21 protein-coding genes and 1 pseudogene are annotated in these 19349 nt (G+C 56.3%); all 22 read left to right on the top strand.

Annotated elements, in window-relative coordinates:
- Nucleotides 1-2: 2 nt before the first annotated feature.
- The 22 genes and pseudogenes from BQ2657_RS13185 (at nt 3) to BQ2657_RS11045 (ending at nt 19343) form a co-directional block, all read left to right on the top strand.
- Nucleotides 3-176 (top strand): EamA family transporter, encoded by a 174-nt coding sequence (locus tag BQ2657_RS13185; RefSeq protein WP_261796542.1) that lies wholly within the window; start codon nt 3-5, stop codon nt 174-176.
- A gap of 115 nt (nt 177-291) precedes the next feature.
- The gene (tkt, locus tag BQ2657_RS11145) at nt 292-2280 is read left to right on the top strand and encodes a transketolase (RefSeq protein WP_075580673.1); all 1989 of its coding nucleotides are present in this window, start codon (nt 292-294) and stop codon (nt 2278-2280) included.
- A gap of 59 nt (nt 2281-2339) precedes the next feature.
- Entirely contained in the window at nt 2340-3155 is an 816-nt protein-coding gene (thiD, locus tag BQ2657_RS11140) for a bifunctional hydroxymethylpyrimidine kinase/phosphomethylpyrimidine kinase (protein WP_075580672.1), read from the top strand.
- A 6-nt stretch (nt 3156-3161) separates the two neighbouring features.
- Nucleotides 3162-3794 (top strand): thiamine phosphate synthase, encoded by a 633-nt coding sequence (thiE, locus tag BQ2657_RS11135; RefSeq protein WP_075580671.1) that lies wholly within the window; start codon nt 3162-3164, stop codon nt 3792-3794.
- Nucleotides 3795-3806: 12 nt separating this feature from the next.
- Nucleotides 3807-4208: a hypothetical protein gene (locus tag BQ2657_RS11130; protein WP_075580670.1), complete on the top strand. Its 402-nt coding sequence runs from the start codon at nt 3807-3809 to the stop codon at nt 4206-4208.
- A gap of 77 nt (nt 4209-4285) precedes the next feature.
- Nucleotides 4286-4651, top strand: a complete 366-nt coding sequence (gene ylxM / locus BQ2657_RS11125) for a YlxM family DNA-binding protein (RefSeq protein WP_075580669.1) — start codon at nt 4286-4288, stop codon at nt 4649-4651.
- Between the two features lie 2 nt (nt 4652-4653).
- Complete coding sequence (gene ffh, locus BQ2657_RS11120; RefSeq protein ID WP_075580668.1) at nt 4654-6000, top strand: signal recognition particle protein; 1347 nt, start codon at nt 4654-4656, stop codon at nt 5998-6000.
- Between the two features lie 27 nt (nt 6001-6027).
- On the top strand, nt 6028-6300 hold the full coding sequence (gene rpsP / locus BQ2657_RS11115) for a 30S ribosomal protein S16 (protein ID WP_012937860.1): 273 nt from the start codon (nt 6028-6030) through the stop codon (nt 6298-6300).
- Between the two features lie 11 nt (nt 6301-6311).
- Nucleotides 6312-6539, top strand: a complete 228-nt coding sequence (locus tag BQ2657_RS11110) for a KH domain-containing protein (protein WP_012937861.1) — start codon at nt 6312-6314, stop codon at nt 6537-6539.
- An 11-nt stretch (nt 6540-6550) separates the two neighbouring features.
- Entirely contained in the window at nt 6551-6958 is a 408-nt protein-coding gene (locus BQ2657_RS11105; RefSeq protein ID WP_075580667.1) for a YlqD family protein, read from the top strand.
- Between the two features lie 4 nt (nt 6959-6962).
- Nucleotides 6963-7457 carry a ribosome maturation factor RimM gene (gene rimM / locus BQ2657_RS11100; protein WP_075580666.1) on the top strand — a complete coding sequence of 165 codons (495 nt, stop codon included), beginning with the start codon at nt 6963-6965 and terminating at the stop codon, nt 7455-7457.
- Between the two features lies 1 nt (nt 7458).
- The gene (gene trmD, locus BQ2657_RS11095; protein ID WP_075580665.1) at nt 7459-8229 is read left to right on the top strand and encodes a tRNA (guanosine(37)-N1)-methyltransferase TrmD; all 771 of its coding nucleotides are present in this window, start codon (nt 7459-7461) and stop codon (nt 8227-8229) included.
- Nucleotides 8230-8348: 119 nt separating this feature from the next.
- Entirely contained in the window at nt 8349-8690 is a 342-nt protein-coding gene (rplS, locus tag BQ2657_RS11090) for a 50S ribosomal protein L19 (RefSeq protein ID WP_075580664.1), read from the top strand.
- 57 nt (nt 8691-8747) lie between these two features.
- Complete coding sequence (gene lepB / locus BQ2657_RS11085; protein ID WP_075580663.1) at nt 8748-9287, top strand: signal peptidase I; 540 nt, start codon at nt 8748-8750, stop codon at nt 9285-9287.
- A 180-nt stretch (nt 9288-9467) separates the two neighbouring features.
- The gene (ylqF, locus tag BQ2657_RS11080; RefSeq protein WP_075580662.1) at nt 9468-10361 is read left to right on the top strand and encodes a ribosome biogenesis GTPase YlqF; all 894 of its coding nucleotides are present in this window, start codon (nt 9468-9470) and stop codon (nt 10359-10361) included.
- On the top strand, nt 10358-11170 hold the full coding sequence (locus BQ2657_RS11075) for a ribonuclease HII (protein ID WP_075580661.1): 813 nt from the start codon (nt 10358-10360) through the stop codon (nt 11168-11170). The genes ylqF and BQ2657_RS11075 overlap by 4 nt, the downstream gene beginning before the upstream one ends.
- Nucleotides 11171-11415: 245 nt before the next feature.
- Nucleotides 11416-11772: a YraN family protein gene (locus BQ2657_RS11070; RefSeq protein WP_075580660.1), complete on the top strand. Its 357-nt coding sequence runs from the start codon at nt 11416-11418 to the stop codon at nt 11770-11772.
- Nucleotides 11773-11908: 136 nt separating this feature from the next.
- Nucleotides 11909-13433, top strand: a pseudogene (locus tag BQ2657_RS13335) (YifB family Mg chelatase-like AAA ATPase).
- Between the two features lie 16 nt (nt 13434-13449).
- Nucleotides 13450-15747: a prepilin peptidase gene (locus BQ2657_RS11060; protein ID WP_075580659.1), complete on the top strand. Its 2298-nt coding sequence runs from the start codon at nt 13450-13452 to the stop codon at nt 15745-15747.
- A complete protein-coding gene (locus BQ2657_RS11055; RefSeq protein WP_075580658.1) occupies nt 15737-16288 on the top strand; it encodes a hypothetical protein in 552 nt (183 codons plus the stop codon). The genes BQ2657_RS11060 and BQ2657_RS11055 overlap by 11 nt, the downstream gene beginning before the upstream one ends.
- Before the next feature lie 108 nt (nt 16289-16396).
- Nucleotides 16397-17653 carry a pyridoxal phosphate-dependent aminotransferase gene (locus BQ2657_RS11050; RefSeq protein ID WP_075580657.1) on the top strand — a complete coding sequence of 419 codons (1257 nt, stop codon included), beginning with the start codon at nt 16397-16399 and terminating at the stop codon, nt 17651-17653.
- Nucleotides 17654-17684: 31 nt separating this feature from the next.
- Entirely contained in the window at nt 17685-19343 is a 1659-nt protein-coding gene (locus BQ2657_RS11045) for a nucleoside kinase (RefSeq protein WP_075580656.1), read from the top strand.
- The last annotated feature ends 6 nt before the right edge of the window (nt 19344-19349 follow it).

The following is a 19349-nucleotide window of genomic DNA, read 5'->3' as shown; positions in this document are numbered from 1 at the left end:
GCCTGACTTGGGGCTGCACCCACATCCATCCCACTATGGTGAATTTCCTGATGTACACAGGTATCCTGTTCCACATCCTGGCCGGGGCCCTTTTGTGGGGAGAAAGCCTCACCCTATATTCCTGGGTAGGAGGGCTTCTCATCGTCTTGGGGAGCGTGGCGCTGCTGAGACAGTGAAGGGTGTCGCTGCATAGGCAGCAGCCCTCTTGCGTTACCCCCTCAAATGGCCTATAATCAGAATGAATGACTGTGTATACTACTTTTTTACATCCGGTATGGAGGGATTATTTTCATGCAAAATATTGATACTGAAAGCATCAACACCCTGCGTTTTTTGTCCATCGATGAAGTGCAGGCGGCCAATTCCGGCCATCCGGGCCTGCCTCTGGGGACGGCTCCTTTGATGTACACCATCTGGGACCGGTTCATGAAATACAATCCTGAAAATCCCAACTGGTTCAACCGGGACCGGTTCGTCCTGTCTCCAGGCCATGGCAGCGCCCTGCTCTATGCCATGCTCCATGTGGCCGGATATGACCTGTCCCTGGAAGATCTGAAGAATTTCCGGCAGTGGGGCAGCAAAACTCCGGGCCATCCCGAATATGGGGTGACTCCTGGGGTGGATGTGTCAACCGGTCCTCTGGGCCACGGCTTTGCCATGGCGGTGGGGCTGGCTATGGCCGAAGAGATGCTGGCGGCCCGCTACAATAAAGAAGGCTACCAGGTGGTGGATCACTATACCTACGGCATCACTTCCGACGGGGACCAGATGGAAGGGGTGGCATCTGAGGCCGCTTCTCTGGCAGGCACTCTGGGTCTGGGGAAACTGATTTTCCTCTATGATGACAATAAGATCACTATCGAAGGCAGCACGGACATCGCCTTCCGGGAAGATGTAGGCGCCCGGTTCAAGGCCTATGGCTGGCAGGTGCTCCGGGTGGCTTCTTCCGAAGATGTGGAAGCCCTGACCAAAGCCATCGAAGCGGCCAAGAAAGAAACCCGGAAACCTTCCCTGATCATCGTGAAGACCCATATCGGTTTCGGCAGCCCCCGGCAGGATATGGCCAGTGCCCATGGGGAACCCCTGGGACCTGAAAATGTGGCTAAGACCAAGGAAGCCGCTGGCTGGGACGGCAGCCAGTCCTTCGTGGTGCCGGAAGAAGTGAAGAAGCATTTTGCGGACAAGCTGCCCCAGTGCCAGAAAAAGGAAGGAGACTGGAACCAGCTGATGGTAGATTATGCCAAGGCCTATCCGGAACTGGCCCAGGAATTGGCAGACCGGATCGACGGAAAAATGGATCTGGACCTGAAGGATCTGCTGGCCGCCTTTAAAGACACGGACAGTGTGGCTACCCGCGCAGCTTCCGGCACGGTGCTCCAGCTGCTGGCAGACAAGATTCCGGCTCTCATCGGGGGCAGTGCTGACTTAGGTCCTTCCAACAAGACGGAAATGAAGGGGAAGGGATTCTTCTCTGCTGATGACCGGACCGGCCGGAACATCCATTTCGGGATCCGGGAGCATGCTATGGGCTGCATCGTCAATGGCCTCTGCCTCCATGGCGGGATCCTGCCCTTTGGGGCCACCTTCCTGGTGTTTGCCGATTTCATGCGTCCGGCTGTGCGGATGGCAGCCCTCATGGGCATCGGCAGCGTGTTCGTCTATACCCATGACAGCGTGTTCGTGGGGGAAGATGGTCCCACCCATGAACCCATCGAACAGGCCATGAGCCTGCGGCTGATCCCCAATGTTTCCGTATTCCGGCCGGCAGATGCCTTGGAAACGGCAGTGGCCTGGAAGGCTGCTTGCGAAAACCGGAAGCAGCCAACCTGCCTGCTCCTGACCCGTCAGGGATTGCCTGTGCTCCACGGCTATGAAAAAGTCATCGCCAAAGGCGCTCCCAAAGGAGCCTATGTGCTGAGCCCCTCTCCCAAAGAGAAGCTGAAGGCTGTGCTTATTGCCACCGGCAGCGAAGTCCATCTGGCCCTGGAAGCCCAGAAAGCTTTGGAAGAAAAACACATCGGTGTCCAGGTGGTCTCCATGCCCAGCTGGGATGTGTTCGAACAGCAGAGCAGCGCGTACAAGAAGAAAGTCCTGCCCAAGGATGTGCCTGCCATCGCCCTGGAAGCTGGGGTACGCACCGGCTGGGCCCGGTATACCGGCAGCGAAGACAGAGTCCTGGGCATTGATCGGTTCGGTGCCTCTGCTCCCGGTAAGACCGTCTACAAAGAATTCGGCTTCACCGTGGACCATGTGGTGGAAATGGTGAAGAAACTGAAATAATTGGAAGAAAAAAGGCTGTCGCTCAGGCGGCAGCCTTTTTCAGAAAGAAGGAGAAAAACATGTTCCATCTGTTGACCATTGCCGGGTCGGATTCTTCCGGCGGCGCCGGCATCCAGGCGGACTTGAAGACATTTGCCGCTCATGGCTGCTACGGCATGAGCGTAATCACTGCCGTGACGGCCCAAAATACCACTGGGGTCACAGCCATCCAGAACATCGACCCGGAAGTGGTGGAAGCCCAGATCGACGCGGTATTCCAAGATATCCGGGTGGACGGGGTGAAGGTGGGAATGGTGTCCAATTCTGCCCTGATCCGGGCCATCGCCCGAAAAATGGAGCAGTATGCCCCCAAAGTACTGGTGGTGGATCCGGTGATGGTGGCTACTTCTGGAAGCTATCTCCTGGAAAAGGACGCCCGGAAGGATCTGCAGGAAAAGCTGCTGCCCCTGGCTACATTGATCACTCCCAATATGCAGGAGGGGGAAGTGCTGTCCGGCCTTTCCATCCACAGCCAGGAAGATATGGAAAAGGCAGCAGCCGCTATTTGTCAAAAAGGAGCCCGGGCCGTACTCCTGAAAGGGGGTCATCTGGCGGATACCGCCGATGATTATCTGCTGTATCCGGGAGAAGGCAGCTGGCTCCAGGGAAAATGGTTCTCCGGCCAGCGGTTCGCCAACCCCAATACCCACGGTACCGGCTGCAGCCTTTCTTCCGCCCTGGCTGCGGAACTGGCAGCAGGCTGCTCCCTGCCAGAAGCAGTGGAAAAGGCCAAAGCCTATGTGGCCTTGGGCATCCAGAACGGTTTGGCCGTAGGCCATGGCCACGGTCCCATCCATCATTTTGTAAATCTGTACCGGAAAGCCGGCTGGGAGTGATATGCCATGAAGCAGTTCGATTTAAGCCTGTATTTGGTGACGGACCGGCACTGCCTCCGAGGCAGGGATTTTTATGAAGCCGTGGAAGAAGCTCTCCGGGCTGGCGTCACTCTGCTCCAGCTTCGGGAAAAGGAACTGGGTATGGAAGAGCTCCTGGCAGAGGGAGAGAAGGTGAAGGCCCTTTGCCGGAAGTACAAAGTGCCCTTCCTAGTGGACGACAATGTGGAAGCGGCCAAGATCCTGGGAGCAGATGGGGTCCATCTGGGCCAGGAGGATGAAGCCATCCAAAAAGCCCGGGCGGTATTGGGACAGGAGGCCATCATCGGCATTTCTGCCCACAATCTGGAAGAGGCGCTGGAAGCACAAGCCCAGGGGGCGGATTACTTGGGTGTAGGGGCTCTCTATCCCACTGGCAGCAAGAAAGATGCTTCGGTGCTGGCTCCGGGCAGGTTCCGGGAAATCATCCAGGCAGTACAGATTCCCGTGGTAGGCATCGGGGGCATCCATGAAGCTCAGCTGGATCAGGTGATGGACCAAGGCGCCGCCGGCTGTGCTATGATCAGTGCCATCCTGGGGGCGGAGGATATCACGGCTGCGGTTGTGCGGATGAAGGCACGGCTCCAGGCTCGGAAGAAGTAACAGGAGGGAACCATGGCAAGCGACCTGAAAACGGAAAAACTGGGGAAGAAACTCCTCTCCCGGTTTACTCGGCAGATTACGGACCAGGTGTTCCTGTTCCTCCAGGAAGATCCGGAGCTGTATGCGGAATACCAGGCACGGGTCCGGGAGAGTACGGCCAATGGGGTCAATTCCGTCCTGGGTCGGATGATCACGGAGGCCTACGATCTGGTGAACCTGAACAAAGAGAAGCATCCCCGGTCTCCTTTGCTGAAGAAATACACCCGCCATGCGGTCCGGTGGGAAAAGGATGATCTGGAAGTCCAGAAAAAGGTCTTGTACGGGGACCGGGATCTGTTCTCTCCCAAGGCCAAACCCAGCGAAGAACGGAAAACTCCCCAAAAGAAGGGACCGGAACAGGAAAGCTTGTTCTGAAAGAAAAAACGAACCTGTCAAGGAAAAATCCTTGACAGGGATTTTTCTTTATAGTACAATAGCACCCGGTGATATTCATGCAGGATGAAGGCTTTGCAAAAAGGATCCGTTTCGGTCAGCTTTATGCCATCTACGGTGGGCTGCTCACGGACAAACAGCAGAAAATCATGGAACAGTATTTTTACGATGACCTTTCACTGGGGGAAATCGCGGAAAATACCCAAACCAGCCGTCAGGCGGTCTATGATTTGCTGCGCCGGGTGGAACAGACCCTGGAAAAGTATGAAAGCAAGCTCCACCTGCTGCACCAGGACCAGGAAAGGCAGTTCAGGCTGCGGGGGGCCGTGAAGCTCCTGGAAGCCTGCCGTTCCAGTGACAGCCCCGATCCTCGCCTAGGCAAGGTGGAGGGCATCCTGAAAAGCATCATTGACGAAAGCAGGTAATTATGGCTTTTGAAATCTTAACCGACAAACTGACGGCGGCCATCCAGAAGCTGCGGGGACAGAAGACGGTTTCCGAACAGGATCTGAAAGAGACCCTCCGAGAAGTCCGGCTGGCCCTGCTGGAAGCGGATGTGAACTTCAAGGTCGTCAAAGAATTCACCGCCAAGATCAAGGAGCGGGCCATGGGGCAGCAGGTTGACCCCAATCTCACTCCCGGCCAATATATCGTGAAAATCGTCCATGAGGAGCTCATCGAGCTCTTGGGAGGCACCCAGAGCAAGCTGAACACGGCAGCCAATCCGCCGACTGTGATCATGCTGGTGGGGCTCCAGGGCGCCGGCAAGACCACTACCGTGGGCAAACTAGCCAACTACCTGCGGAAAAATGGGAAGAAACCACTGATGGTGGCCGGAGACGTGTACCGTCCTGCCGCCATTACCCAGTTGGAAGTTATCGGCAAACAGTTGGACATGCCGGTGTTCTCCATGGGAGACCAGGTCTCTCCGGTGGAAATCGCCAAAGAATCCCTGAAGCGGGCCAATGCCCTGCTGTGCGATACGGTGCTCATCGATACCGCCGGCCGTCTCCATGTGGACGAAACCCTGATGGATGAGCTGAAAGACATGAAAGCTGCGGTCGATCCGGACGAAATCCTGCTGGTGGTGGATGCCATGACCGGTCAGGACGCCGTTACGGTGGCCGATTCCTTCAATAAAGCTCTGGGTATCACAGGGCTGATCGTGACCAAGCTGGATGGCGACGCCCGTGGAGGCGCCGTACTCAGCGTAAAGGCAGTGACCAACTGCCCGGTGAAGTTTGTGGGGATGGGAGAAAAACTGGATGCCCTCCAGCCCTTCTATCCTGACCGGATGGCTTCCCGGATCCTGGGCATGGGGGACGTGCTCTCCCTGATCGAAAAGGCTCAGGAAGCCATCGATGTGGATTCGGCAAAAAAAATGGCAGAATCCCTGAAGAAGAATGAATTTACCCTGGACATGTTCCTGGACCAGATGAAACAGGTCAAGAAACTGGGGTCCCTGGAATCCATTCTCAGTATGATCCCTGGCATGGGTAAATTTGCCAAGCAGTTGGAAGGAGTGGATCTGGACGGTAAGGAAGTCCGCCGTCTGGAAGCCATCATCTATTCCATGACGCCTCAGGAACGGCAGAATCCCCGTATCATCAACGGGTCCCGGCGCAAACGCATTGCAGCCGGCTGCGGCCAGAGGGTCCAGGATGTGAACCGGCTGCTGAAGCAGTTCGAAGAGAGCAAGAAGCTCATGAAGACCATGCAGGGCATGAACAAGTATGCACGGAAGGGCAGATTCAAACTGCCTTTCATGCAATAAAAACAATCTGGCAAGGAGGTGAATGTTGTGGCAGTTAAAATCCGTCTGAAACGTATGGGTGCCAAAAAGAGCCCTTTCTACCGTATCGTGGTCGCTGATGAACGCGCTCCTCGTGACGGCCGTTTCATCGAAACCGTAGGGACTTACGATTCTACCGTTGATCCTGCTGTGGTTACCATCGATGAAGAAAAAGCTCTGTCCTGGATGAAGAAGGGAGCACAGCCGACTGATACGGTCCGCTCCATGTTCAGCAAACAGGGTCTGATGGCGAAACTGGCTGGCGAAAAGGCAGCAAAATAAGGAGGACGACTATGAAAGAGATAGTTGAAGTGATTGCTAAGGCTATCGTGAATAATCCCTCCGAGGTCCAGGTGGAGGAGGAAAGGACCGGATCTTCCGTGATCCTGAAACTCCACGTGGCGCCTGAAGATATGGGTAAAGTGATCGGCAAGCAAGGCCGCATTGCCAAGGCCATCCGTCTGGTGATGAAAGCAGCTGCTACCCGCGAAAACGTAAAAGTCATCGTTGATATCGATTAAAGGTGGTTACCATGGATAAAATGATCGTTCGGGTGCCTGTAGTCATCAAGGCCAAGGTCACAGAAGACCTGAAAGCCAAGATCATTGCAGATATGAAACGTCAGGTCCAGGCTGCTGAACTGGATTTCGAACAGTTCCAGTTCAATGCCAAGCGGGCGCTGAATGAACAGTCCGCGGCCGGTCCGGAAGCTGTCCGGGGGCTCCAGGAGCAGATCGAGTATGAAAAGGCCCAGCGGGGCCATGCTCTCCAGGAACTGAAAGACAAGCTGGAACGGGCCGAAAACCTGGAAATCGGCAGTGAAGTCGGTCATGGTACACTGGAACGTTCCGTAGAGATTACCATCGGCAGCGACCTGGAAGCCCTCATGGGGGCGGAAATCGTCGTGGAAGACGGCAAAGTCGTCGGATTCAGAGCGTAAGCCTATGGAACAGCATATCGTGATTGGCAAAATTGTCGCCCCGCATGGCGTGCGGGGCGAATTTCGCATTATGCCGCAGACGGACCATCCGGAGCGGTACGCCAAAATGAAAAAGATCACCCTGGACAATGGCCGGGAATTCAACGTGGTGAGCCTGCGCCAGCACAAGAATGTATACCTGATGAAGGTGGAGGGCATTGACACCATGGACGATGCAGAAACCCTCCGGGGACGGACTTTGGTCCTGCGCCCGGAAGAACTCCCCCCTCTGCCGGAAGGCCAGTTCTATGTCCGGGATATCATCGGTTTTGCCGCAGTTACGCCGGAAGGGGAGCCTGTGGGCACCCTGAAGGACGTGATCAGTCCGGGATCCACCGATGTGTTCGTCATTGCTCCGCCCCAGGGAGAAGAAATCCTGGTGGCTGCCATTGCGGACAACATCCGGAATATCGACTGGGAAAAGAAACAGATCGTGGTCGTCCTGCCGGAGTGGATTTGATATGAAATTCGTCTTTATCACTCTCTTTCCGGAGATGATCAGGAGTGCCAGCGCCTGGAGCATCCTGGGACGGGCAGCCCAAGAAGGGCTGCTCACAGTAGACTGTGTGGATCCTCGGGACTATGCTACGGACCGGCACCGGAGCGTGGACGATACCACCTGCGGCGGCGGTGCCGGCATGGTCCTGAAGCCCCAGACCTTTTTGGCAGCCTTGGACCGGGCCCGGAAATTGGCTCCCGACGCCCTTGTGGCTGCCCTGACCCCGGTGGGGGAACCCCTCCGCCAGGATCGGGTCTGCCGGCTGGCCCGGAGTGGCAGGGACCTGATCTTTCTCTGCGGCCATTATGAAGGTTTTGACGAACGGATCCTTGAAGAAGCTGATCTCCGGCTTTCCATCGGGGATTTCGTCCTTACCGGAGGTGAACTGCCTGCCCTGTGCATCATGGATGCCGTGGCCCGATTCATCCCCGGCGTACTGGGCAAGCAGGTGAGTGCGGAAGAAGATTCTTTCCAGGACAGCCTGCTGGAATATCCCCAGTATACCCGCCCTGTGGAATATCAGGGCAAAACCGTACCGGAGATCCTGCTCTCCGGAGACCACGCAAAAATCGGCCAGTGGCGGCGGAAGGAAAGCCTGCGGGCTACGTTCCGCCACCGCCCGGAGCTGCTGCGGAGCATGCAGTGGCAGAAAGGGGACGGGAAACTGTTCTTGGCCATGGAAGAAGAAGAAAAAGAGAAGTCCCGGGCAGCCGGAAAAAGCCAGGAATCCTGACTTTCTGGTTGCACCGAGAGCCGGCTGTATGGTATAATACAGCGTATGCATTAACGGGCGGTCCGCTGTTAGCACGTGGCTAGACATGAACGTCTTGGATTCTGAGGAGGAAATTATAAATGAACGTTATTGAAGCAATTGAAAAGGAACAGCTGCGTTCCGACATTCCTGAATTCCGTCCTGGCGATACCCTGAAAGTCTATGTGAAGGTTGTCGAAGGTACCCGTGAACGTGTTCAGCTGTTTGAAGGCGTCTGCATTGCCCGGAGCGGTGCTGGCTCCCGGGAAATGTTCACCGTTCGCCGCATTGCTTCCGGTGTGGGTGTGGAAAGAATGTTCCCTGTGCATTCCCCGCGTCTGGAAAAGATCGTGGTATCTCACAGAGGTGTGGTACGCAGAGCAAAACTGTACTATCTGCGTAAACTGACCGGTAAAGCCGCTCGTATCAGAGAACGTCGGTAATCGGATCAATGAGGCAGTTGCTCCGGCAACTGCCTTTTTTCTGTGAAGGAGATATTCATGAGCGAAGAAAAGAAATCTGGCTCCTGGCAGGATACCGTCAGCGATTGGCTGATTTCCATCATCGTGGCAGTGGTGCTGGCCTTCGGAATCCGCACTTTCCTGGTGGAACCCTATATGGTTTCCGGCCCTTCCATGATGAACACCCTCCAGGATCAGGAACGGCTCCTGGTGAACAAACTGGTCTATTACACCCGCCAGCCCAAACGGGGAGAGATCATCGTGTTCAAATATCCCAGCGATACCCGCAGGGACTTCATCAAACGGGTCATCGCCGTAGGGGGAGACACCATCGAGATCCGGGACGGGAAGACCTATGTGAACGGGCAAGCCTTGGATGAAAGCTACATCCGGGAACCCTTCCATACCAACCTGCCTAAGACCACCGTCCCTGCCGGCCATATCTTTGTCATGGGGGACAACCGGAATAACTCCGAAGACAGCCGGTTCCGGGATGTGGGCTTCGTGGACCTGAGCCTGGTGAAAGGCAAGGCCAGCTTCATCTTCTGGCCCTTGGGACAAGTAAGAGCGCTGCCGTGAAAGAAGGGGCTGTGAAAAAATGATCTTTCATTTTTTCACAGCCCCTTTACTGCACCAAATTCCCATTAATGACCTGCTTTTTCCATCATTCGCTTCTCTTGGGGAATCATGGTATAATGGGGCCTATGCAAATAGACCGGGCACGGACGTGCCTGTTTTTCTAATAGAAAGGAAGTTTCCATGGAAAATACAATCGGCGGAAAGAAATTCCATATCCAGTGGTTCCCCGGCCACATGACCAAGGCCAAACGGATGATGGAAGCCAACCTGAAACTGGTGGATGTGGTGGTAGAACTCTTGGATGCCCGGATTCCCCGATCCAGTGCCAATCCTATGCTCCAGCAGCTGATCGGCAGCAAGCAGAAAATCGTGGTCCTGAACAAAACCGATATGGCCGATCCGGACCGGACCCGGGACTGGCTGGCTTATTTCAAGAAACACAGTTTCACGGCCTTGGAAGTGGACTGCCAAAAGGGCAAAGGGATCAAAGCCCTCATCAGCGCCATCCAGAAAGCGGGAGAACCTACCCTGGAAAAATGGCGGAAGAAGGGGGTCCGGAACCGTTCTATCCGGGTGATGATCGTAGGCATCCCCAATGTGGGAAAATCCACCCTGATCAACCGTCTCCTGGGAAAGAACAAAGCTGCGGCCCAGAATAAGCCGGGGGTGACGAGGGGACCCCAGTGGGTGATCCTGGGAAAGGGACTGGAACTGCTGGATACGCCAGGGGTCCTCTGGCCCAAATTCGACAATCCGGAAACCGGTTTCTGTCTGGCTGTCACTGGGGCCATCCGGGAAGAAGTCTTCGATCAGGAAACGGCCGTCCACATCCTGGTCCAGCGGCTGGTGAAGCTGTATCCCCAGGAACTGGCTGCCAGCTACCGGATCGAACTGGCACCGGAAGACACGGTAGAAACCGTGGAGGAAAAGATTGCCCGGGCCCGGGGCTGTCTGAAGGCCGGCGGGAACCTGGACCTGAACAAGACCATCCAGATGATCCTCCGGGATTTCAAGATGGGGAAGCTGGGGGCCTTCAGCCTGGAAAAAGCCCCTGGGGAAAGTGCAGAATCATGACCCGGGGAGAAAGCATCCAGGCTATCCGGGAAAAGCTGAAGGCAGGCCCTGCTCCGGAAGAACTGGCTGTCTGGCGGCAGGACTCCCGGGCTGGAGTCCGGAAGCTGCTGGAAGCCTATGAACGGAAACAGGCGGCTCGGGCGGCAGAACGGGAAAGGCTGGACCGTCTCCAGGATCTGGAACGGGCCTTCTGGGAAAAAGGCCTGGAGCAGGTAGCTGGCTGCGATGAAGCGGGCCGGGGCCCTTTGGCCGGTCCCTTGGTCACGGCGGCAGTGATCCTGCCCCACACCATCTGGCTGCCGGGGCTGAACGATTCGAAAAAAGTGACGGCTGCCCGGCGGGAGACTTTGTATCAAGAAATCTTGGAACAGGCAGTGAGTGTGACCGTCAGCATCTTGGGGCCCCGGGAAATCGACCGGCTGAATATCTACCAGGCGGCGAAAAAGGCCATGACTCTTTGTCTGACCCACCTGAAGGTACGGCCCCAGGCGGCTATTACCGATGCCATGCCTCTGGAAATCCCTGGGATGGCGGTGGAGGACCTGGTCCATGGGGACAGCAAAAGTGCGGCGGTGGCGGCAGCTTCCATCATTGCTAAAGTGACAAGGGATCATCTGATGCAGGAACTGGACAGCCAGTATCCCCAGTTCGGCTTTGCCCAGCACAAAGGATACGGAACGGCCCAGCACATCCAGGCCATCCTGGACTGCGGTCCCTGTCCCTGGCACCGGAGAAGTTATGAACCCCTGAAATCCATGGGGCTGAAAGAACCCGCCGTCAGTGAAAACAAACTGCTGAAACTGAAGTAGGGGGCTGTTGCCAGGGCAACAGCCATCAGTCGGGAGTCAGAAGTCTGAAGCCTCAGGACAGGACCTGTCTTGATGTCAGGTCCTTCTGATTATGTAGAACCAGAATCGGAAGTGTTCAAAGATTTCATTTCGCCCAACGGTTATACATATTCTAAAATTTGCTTGCAAATTTATCCAAGGACTCCCGACTTCAGACTTCCGACTGAGCCGTGAGCGGCTCTACAGCTATGAAAGGAGTGATATGCATGGTCCACCAGCGCCGCCAGTTCGGGAACTGGGGAGAAGACAGGGCGGTCCGGTATCTGGAAAGGCAGGGCTATGAGATCCTGGACCGGAACTACAGCTGTGCCTGGGGAGAATTGGATATTGTGGCCCGGCACCGGGGGGTGGTGGCTTTTGTAGAAGTGAAGAGCCGGCACAGCCTGAAATTCGGCCGTCCGGCAGCCGCAGTGACCCGGACCAAGCAGCTCCGCCTGCGGAAAACGGCCTGGTGTTATCTCCGGGAACATCCGGTATTCCGCTGCCGGTGCCGGTTCGATATCATTGAAATCTTAGATCTGTATGGAGAAATTTCTCTGAATCATTTGAAGAATTGCTTTTAAAGATAAAATCTGTTAATTATCAATGGTCAACTGCCGAAGGAAGCCGGCCCAGCTGGCTTCCAACAAAACGAGACACGATGAACGAACCACGACAAACGACACACGATGAATGATTCACTACAAAGGAGCTGATCCCATGTATGCACGGACCTGGGGGGAGACCACCCGAGGCATCAACGGAGAAATGGTTACGGTAGAAGTGGATGTGACCAACGGTATGCCGGCTTTTGAAATGGTAGGCCTGCCGGATGTGGCAGTAAAAGAGGCCCGAGAACGGGTCAAAGCAGCAGTGAAGAATTCCGGTTTCCGGTTCCCCGATACCCATATCACCGTGAACCTGGCTCCCGCAGACCTAAAAAAAGATGGGGCCGGGCTGGATCTGCCCATCGCCATGGGAGTCCTGGCTGCCAAACAGTATGTCACACTGCCGGATCCCATGCCCGTCTTTGCTGGAGAGCTGGCCTTGGATGGTTCCCTGCGGCCGGTGAACGGTATCCTTCCCATGATCCTCCGGGCCAGGGAGGAAGGGATGCCGGCCATCTTCATCCCCTCCGGCAACCGGGCTGAAGGGGAGCTGGTGGATGGCATCGCTGTGTATACAGCTGGGAATCTGGGAGAAATCATCGACCATTTCCAGGGACGGCATCCCCTCCAGCCTCTGGCCAAGAAAATATTGGAATTGGAAAAACCCCAGGAGGGATTGGTGGATTTTGCCGATGTCCAGGGGCAGAAAGTGGCCAAACGGGCACTGGAGATTGCTGCTGCCGGAGGGCACAATGTGCTTGATGGTGGGAGCACCCGGCGCAGGGAAAACCATGCTGGCCCGGAGGCTGCCCACCATCCTGCCTCCCATGACAGAAGAGGAGGCCCTGGAAGTCACGAAGATCTACAGCATTTCCGGTCTCCTCCAGGGCCGTCACGGCATCATGGCAGAACGGCCTTTCCGCAGTCCCCATCACACCGTGTCCCAATCCGCCCTGATCGGGGGAGGGAGCATCCCACGGCCGGGAGAAGTGACCCTCAGCCACCATGGGGTCCTGTTCCTGGATGAACTCCCTGAGTTTTCCCGGAGCGCTTTGGAAGTGCTTCGGCAGCCGCTGGAAGATGGGATGGTCACCATCAGCCGGGTCCAGGCTTCCCTGACCTATCCAGCTCGGTTCATCCTGGTGGCGGCCCAAAATCCCTGCCCCTGCGGCTTCTGGGGAGAAGAAGACCAGCTGCACCAGTGCACTTGCCGGCCGGGAGACATTGCCCGGTATCAAAAAAAGATTTCCGGACCTCTATTGGATCGGATCGATATCCAGATCCATGTGCCCCGGCTCCAATACCAGGAAATGAAAAGCCGGAAACGGGAAGAAAGTTCGGCCTCCATCCGGCAGCGGGTGGTGGCGGCCCGGCAGATCCAGCGGGAGCGGCTGAAAGGGACCCATCTGTTCTGCAATGCCAGCATGGGACGCCGGGAAGTGAAGGCATGCTGCCCGCTGACACCCCAGGCGGAAGCCCTGTTGGAAAAATATTTCGTGAACCTGGGACTCAGTGCCCGGAGCCATGATCGGATCATCAAAGTGGCTCGGACCATCGCAGACTTGGCCGGCAGCCAGGAAATCACCGCTCTCCATCTGGGAGAGGCCATCCAGCTGCGGACCAGCATCCAAGGATAGAAAGGAGCAGATGGAAATGGCGAAATACTTGCTTTCCTTCATCCTGGGCTGCTGTGCCGGCAGTTTCCTGTGCCTCTGCGCGGACCGGTTCCAACGGGACGGATCAGTGCTCTTTCCCCGGTCCCACTGCGAAACCTGCGGCCATCCCCTGGCACCTCGGGATCTGGTGCCCCTCTTCAGTTATCTGTGCCAGAGAGGCCGCTGCCGTTACTGTGGAGAAAAACTGCCCGTTTCCCTTTTCTGGTGGGAAGCGCTGACAGGCTGTCTGTTTCTCCTGGCCGCTTGGTTCCCAGGCACGCTGCCGGTATTGGGAGTCCGCTGGCTCTCTTTGTCACTGCTGCTGCTCCTATCCTGGCTGGATATGGAAGAACTCCAGTTATATGAAGGCCTGTTCTGCCCGCTGGGGATCCTGTTCCTGGTCCTACGGGTCCTTAAAGGGCAGTCCCTGCTCCCTGGTCTTGCCGGCGCGGTCCTTTTGGGCGGTTTCCTGCAGCTGATCCGCTGCCTTTCTCCCCGAGGGATGGGGGAGGGAGATCCGAAGCTGGCCGCCGTCCTAGGCCTCTGGCTGGGACCGGTCCAGGGATTCAGGAGCTTTTTCCTGGCTATGGGAATGGCTCTTTCTTTTGTGTTGGCCAAGGGCCTCCGGGCCCGGGAAGACCGTCGGGCCAAAATGCGGGAACCGGTGCCCCTGGCTCCTTTTTTCTGCGGCTGTGCACTGCTGCTCCAGATCTTGGAATTGACAGGGCCTATGGAATCCTTCCCGGAAACGGATCTGCTGCCCATGTTGGGGATGCTGGAAGGGGGATCCTTTCCTAGCTGGAGAAAACTGGCACAGGCCGGTGGCTGGCTCCGGAGGAAATTGGCACCTTGGCCAGCCCAGCTGTTGGGCGTCCAGATCGGAAAGGAAGAAGTGACCTTGGTCCAGGTCCGGCAGCAGGATGAGCACTGGGAAGTAGAGCGGTTCCTGGAACTTTGCTGGCCAGACCGGATCCGGAAAGGGCTGGCACGGCAGCAGACCGAAGATGCGGTCCTATGGCTCCGAGAGGTCTGCGCCAAACGGGGAATTACGGTACGGGAGGCCGTCTTTTCCTTGGAACCGGACTTGATGGCTTTCCAGGAACTGTCCCTGCCAGGGATGTCCTTTCGGGAACAGCAGGAGGCTGCTCCTTGGGAAATCCTCCAGCAGATCCCCTATGGTCCCGGCACTTTCCAGCTGGCCCTTTCTCCTTTTCCGGACCATCCGGAAACCCTTCTGGCCGGGGCCGTCCCTGAGGAAATCTTGGAAACCTGCAGGACTCTGGCTGAAGGGATGGACTGGCGGCTCCTGCGTTTGGAAGCGGCTCCCCAGGCCTGGGGACGCTGGCTGGAAGAAGCAGCAGCGCCTTTCCTGCTGGTCCTGGCAGAGAATTCCCTCCAAGGAGCCTGGTATGGAGCCGGCAGGCTGCTGGGGACCTGCCGGCTGGAGAGAGGAGAGGCCGGGAGGGATGCTTGGACTGAAGACCGGGAATCCCTCTTCCAGCAAGTTTGGGAAAAAGCCGGTCCTGCCATAGGGGAACGGTTCCAGGAAGGGCCCTCTGCTGTCTTTCTGGCCGGAGGCTCCCCGGAGGAACAGCAGGCCTGGCTGGATCATCTCCAGAGCTTGTGGGACTGCCCGGCAGCCTGTTTGGAGGTGGAACCTCTTTGCCAGTGGGCTCCTTATTATAGAGACGGGAACAAGAAGCGCCTTTCTCTCGGACTGTGGAGCGCTTTGGGCAGCATCCTCCCTGGTAAGGAAAAGGGGCCTTTTTGTTATGCTTCTCCTTCGGGAAGCAGTTTCCTGGATCCGGAGCGCTGGACCCGGGTGGGAAAAGGGCTGTTGGCTTGTTCCCTGGCGGTCTGGCTGGCCGGGACCGGCGCTCATTTCTTGGTGGAACGGAACCTGGGAAAATGCCGGCAGCAGCTCCGTCAGGCTGCCGGCTGGGAACGGCTTTGGCGGGAACAGCAGGAAGCCCAGAAAGTGCAGAAACGGCAGGAAAAGAACCGGGCGGAACTGCTGCACCGGCAGCTGCCCTGGGGAGAAATGCTTCCCCTTTTGGGCCGCACTTTTCCCTCCAGCTGCTGGATAACCCGAGTGGAACAGGAAGAGGGGCAGGGGGGACAGGTACTCCTTCTGGAAGGAAAGAGCCTGGAACGGGAGAGCATACTCCAGCTGGTCCGGCGTCTCCAACAGCAGCCCCAGGCGGCCGGTGTGGGGCTGGAACATCAGGAAGAAGTTTCCGGAACGGAAGAATTCACCATCCGGCTGCAATGGAAAGGGGAAAACCATGGAACTTGAGAAAAAAACAATCTTTTGGAACGGGTGCCGAAAGAGCGCCCGCCCTGTAGGGATCTTCCTGGCCCTGTTCCTGCTGTGGAGCGGGGTCCTTTTCCCCTTAGGGAGAAAGATCCAGGAAGGCTGCAGGCAGCAGCAGCAAATCCAGCAGCAGCTCCAGATCCTGGCAGCTTTTGCCCGGCAATGGAATCCTCAGGAGGCGCAGGAGGCTGCCCGACAGCTGGCAGGGAACGGGAAGGAACTGGAAGCTCCCCAGTCCCGGGAACACTGGCTGGAAGCCCTGGCCCGTACAGCTGACTGCAGTCAGATCCGGTGTCTGCGCCTGCTTCCTTTGGACAAAAACGGAAAGACAGGAGAAATTGGTGCAGAAGTTGTCTTAGAGGGTTCCTACCCCAGTTTCTTGGCTTTTTTCCAGCAGTGGGAGGCAGCTTTTCCGGGTACCTGGACCCGGGAGGGGCGCTTGGAGAGCCGGGAAATGGGGAAAACATTGGTCTTTCAGGGAAAATTCCTTTCTGGGCCGATGAAAAGTTCCAAATCAAGATAAATAGTCCGGAGTTATTGACCGATTTCGTTAATAATGAGATAATGTAATGTACAACGATTATTTCCTGTTGTGGAACGTTCGCTTTTTACCGAGGGGAGGACCTATATTATGATCAACAGCTGTGTTGCACCACATGCACAGAAGAAAACCAAAACGTCAAAGGACCGGATTTTTGGAGCCAGTGAAGCCGCCCAAAAAAGGATCAGTGAAATTGGAGCGGAATCCGTGGTCAATGCCACCATCGGCTGCATCCTGGACAATGATGAAAACTTTGTGGTGCTGCCCACCGTCAGCAAGGTCTACCGGAGCCTGAAAGATGCAGAGTATTTCCAATACGCTCCCATCATGGGTCTGCCGGAATACCTGGAACTGGTGCAGAACGCCTGCTTCTGCAAGTCCCGTCCGGAAGGCTTTACGGCTGCTATTGCTACTGCCGGCGGTACAGGGGCCATCCATCATGCGGTTTGGAACTATACGGAATCCGGAGATACCATCCTGACTTCCGAATGGTACTGGGGGGCCTACAAACAAATCTGTGAAGATATGGACCGTCACCTGGATACATATCCCATGGTCACGGCAGACCATAAGTTCAACCTGGCTGGCTGTGAAAAGAAAGTCCGGGAAATCCTGGCCAAGCAGGACCGGATCCTCTTGATCATCAATACCCCGGCCCATAATCCCACCGGGTTCAGTCTCACTCCGGAGGAAATCGAGAATGTGGTGAAGATGCTGGAAGATGTCCTGGCTGGTACGGACAAGTCCGCTGCCCTCTGCCTGGATGTGGCATACATCGATTATGCCGGGGAACGGGAAGAGGTCCGGAAGATCTTCCGGAAGCTGTCCAATCTGCCCAGCAATATCTTTGGGCTCATTGCCTACAGCCTGTCCAAGAGTTTTTCCATGTACGGACAGCGCTGCGGTGCCCTGATCGGGGTCACCAGCGATGAAAAACAGATCCTGGAATTCATCAACGTCAACAAGTACACCAGCCGGGCCTGCTGGTCCAACTGCAACCGAGGTGCCATGGATACCCTGGATACCATTTACAGCGATCCGGAACTCTTGGATACCATCCAGAAAGAACGGGCCCATTATTACAGCATGATCCAGGAACGGGGAGATATTTTCACGGAAGAAGCCCGGCAGTGCGGGCTGAAGATGCTGCCGTACATTTCTGGATTCTTCCTGTCCATTCCGGCGAAAGATCCGGAAGCCGTCTGCAGCAAGCTCCATGAAGACAACATCTTCTGTGTGCCGCTGGCAGCGGGAGTACGGGTGGCCGTGTGCGGCGTGCCCAAGAAGAAGATCTACGGCATGGCTGCCAAAATCAAGGAAGCCATGGATGCAGTGGGGGAAGACTGAAAAAACAATAAGAAAAAGGGGAGCGGAAGAGATGGAGATCATTGGACCGGACGGAGCCAGGAGACAGTATCAGACGGGGACACCACTTTTGACCATAGCCAGGGATCATCAGGAACAGTATGACAGTCCCATTGCCGTGGGGGTGATCAACGGTGAGATACAGCCCTTGCAGCTGTGCCCTGGGGAGGGAGATCATGTGGGCTTCTATCCTCTGGACAGCGAAACCGGCTACCGGGCCTACATCGCCACCTTCCAGTTCGCCCTGATTGCGGCCATGGCCCGGCAACGGCCGGAAATCCGCCTGGAGGTGGAAAACACCTTCGGCCATGGGCTGTACTGTGCCGTGAAGAATAAAATCTTCCTGAGCAAGTATGATTTGGAAGACATCACCCGCTGCATGGAAGAGATGATCCGGGACCAGGAACCCATCCAGGTGAAACAGGTGGAGCGGGACGGGGCCTGGCCCTATGTGAACCCGCAGCTGTATCAGGATGAAGCTCCGCTCTTAGAGGCCCTTCCGGAGAACCACAAGATTAACATCTATCAGCTGGGGGATCAATATGCCTATTCTGTTACCCCCCTGCTGCCCAATCTGGGCTGCCTGAAAGCTTTCCAGCTGGTGTGGATGGGGTCCGGGATCCTGCTCCGGTACGGGCGGCAGGAACAGCTGGAGAAACTGGAACCTTATGTGGAACGGAAGAAGCTGGCCCAAGTCTATGCCGATTCTGAAAAGATGGGACAGGTGATGCACTGTCCTACGGTAGCTGCCCTGAATCGGTATATCCGGGAAGGCAACAGCCGGGGCATCATCCAGATGTGCGAGGCCTACCATGAAAAATCCATTGCCCGGATCGCTGATGAAATCAATGCGGATGACCGGAATGTACGGCTGGTCCTGATCGCCGGCCCTTCTTCTTCCGGAAAGACCACCTTTTCCCAGCGGCTGGCAGTACAGATGCGGGTGAATGGGCTGCGTCCCATCCCCATTTCTCTGGACAACTATTTCAAGGAACGGGAGCAGACTCCCCGCCTGCCGGACGGAAGCTACGATTTCGAATCTATTGAAGCTCTGGATACGGAACTGTTCAATGATCATATGGAACGGCTGCTCCGGGATGAGACGGTAGAGATCCCCTACTTCAACTTCAAGACCGGCCACCGGGAATACCGGGGCCAGAAAGAATTCCTGGGAGATGACGGGGTCCTGGTGGTGGAAGGGATCCACGGGATGAATGAAAAACTGTCTTCCCGGGTCCGGCGCCGGAACAAGATGAAAATCTACATCAGTGCCCTGACGCCCTTATCCTTTGATGATTACAACCGCATTCCCACCACGGACATGCGGCTGCTGCGGCGGATGGTGCGGGATTCCCAGTTCCGGTCCCACGATGCCCGGCAGACCATCCAGAACTGGAGCAAGGTCCGGGATGGGGAAGAGGAGAATATTTTCCCCTTCAGCGAGGAAGCGGACATCATGTTCAATACCACCCTGATCTATGAATTGGCTGTCTTCAAGAAATATGCCTGCCCGCTCCTGGAACAGATTCCCCGGGACGCAGCAGAATATCCGGTGGCGCGGAATTTCCTGGACATGCTGCAGATCGTGGAACCCATTGATGATAAGGCCATTCCCAATAACTCCATTATCCGGGAATTCATCGGCCATTCGATTTTTGGAGATTTGTTATAAGGAGAA

This window comes from Acidaminococcus massiliensis (assembly GCF_900095825.1).
Classification (GTDB): Bacteria; Bacillota; Negativicutes; order Acidaminococcales; family Acidaminococcaceae; genus Acidaminococcus; species Acidaminococcus massiliensis.
Note: the sequence above shows the minus strand (reverse complement) of the source record. Positions and strands in the feature narration are given on the sequence as shown.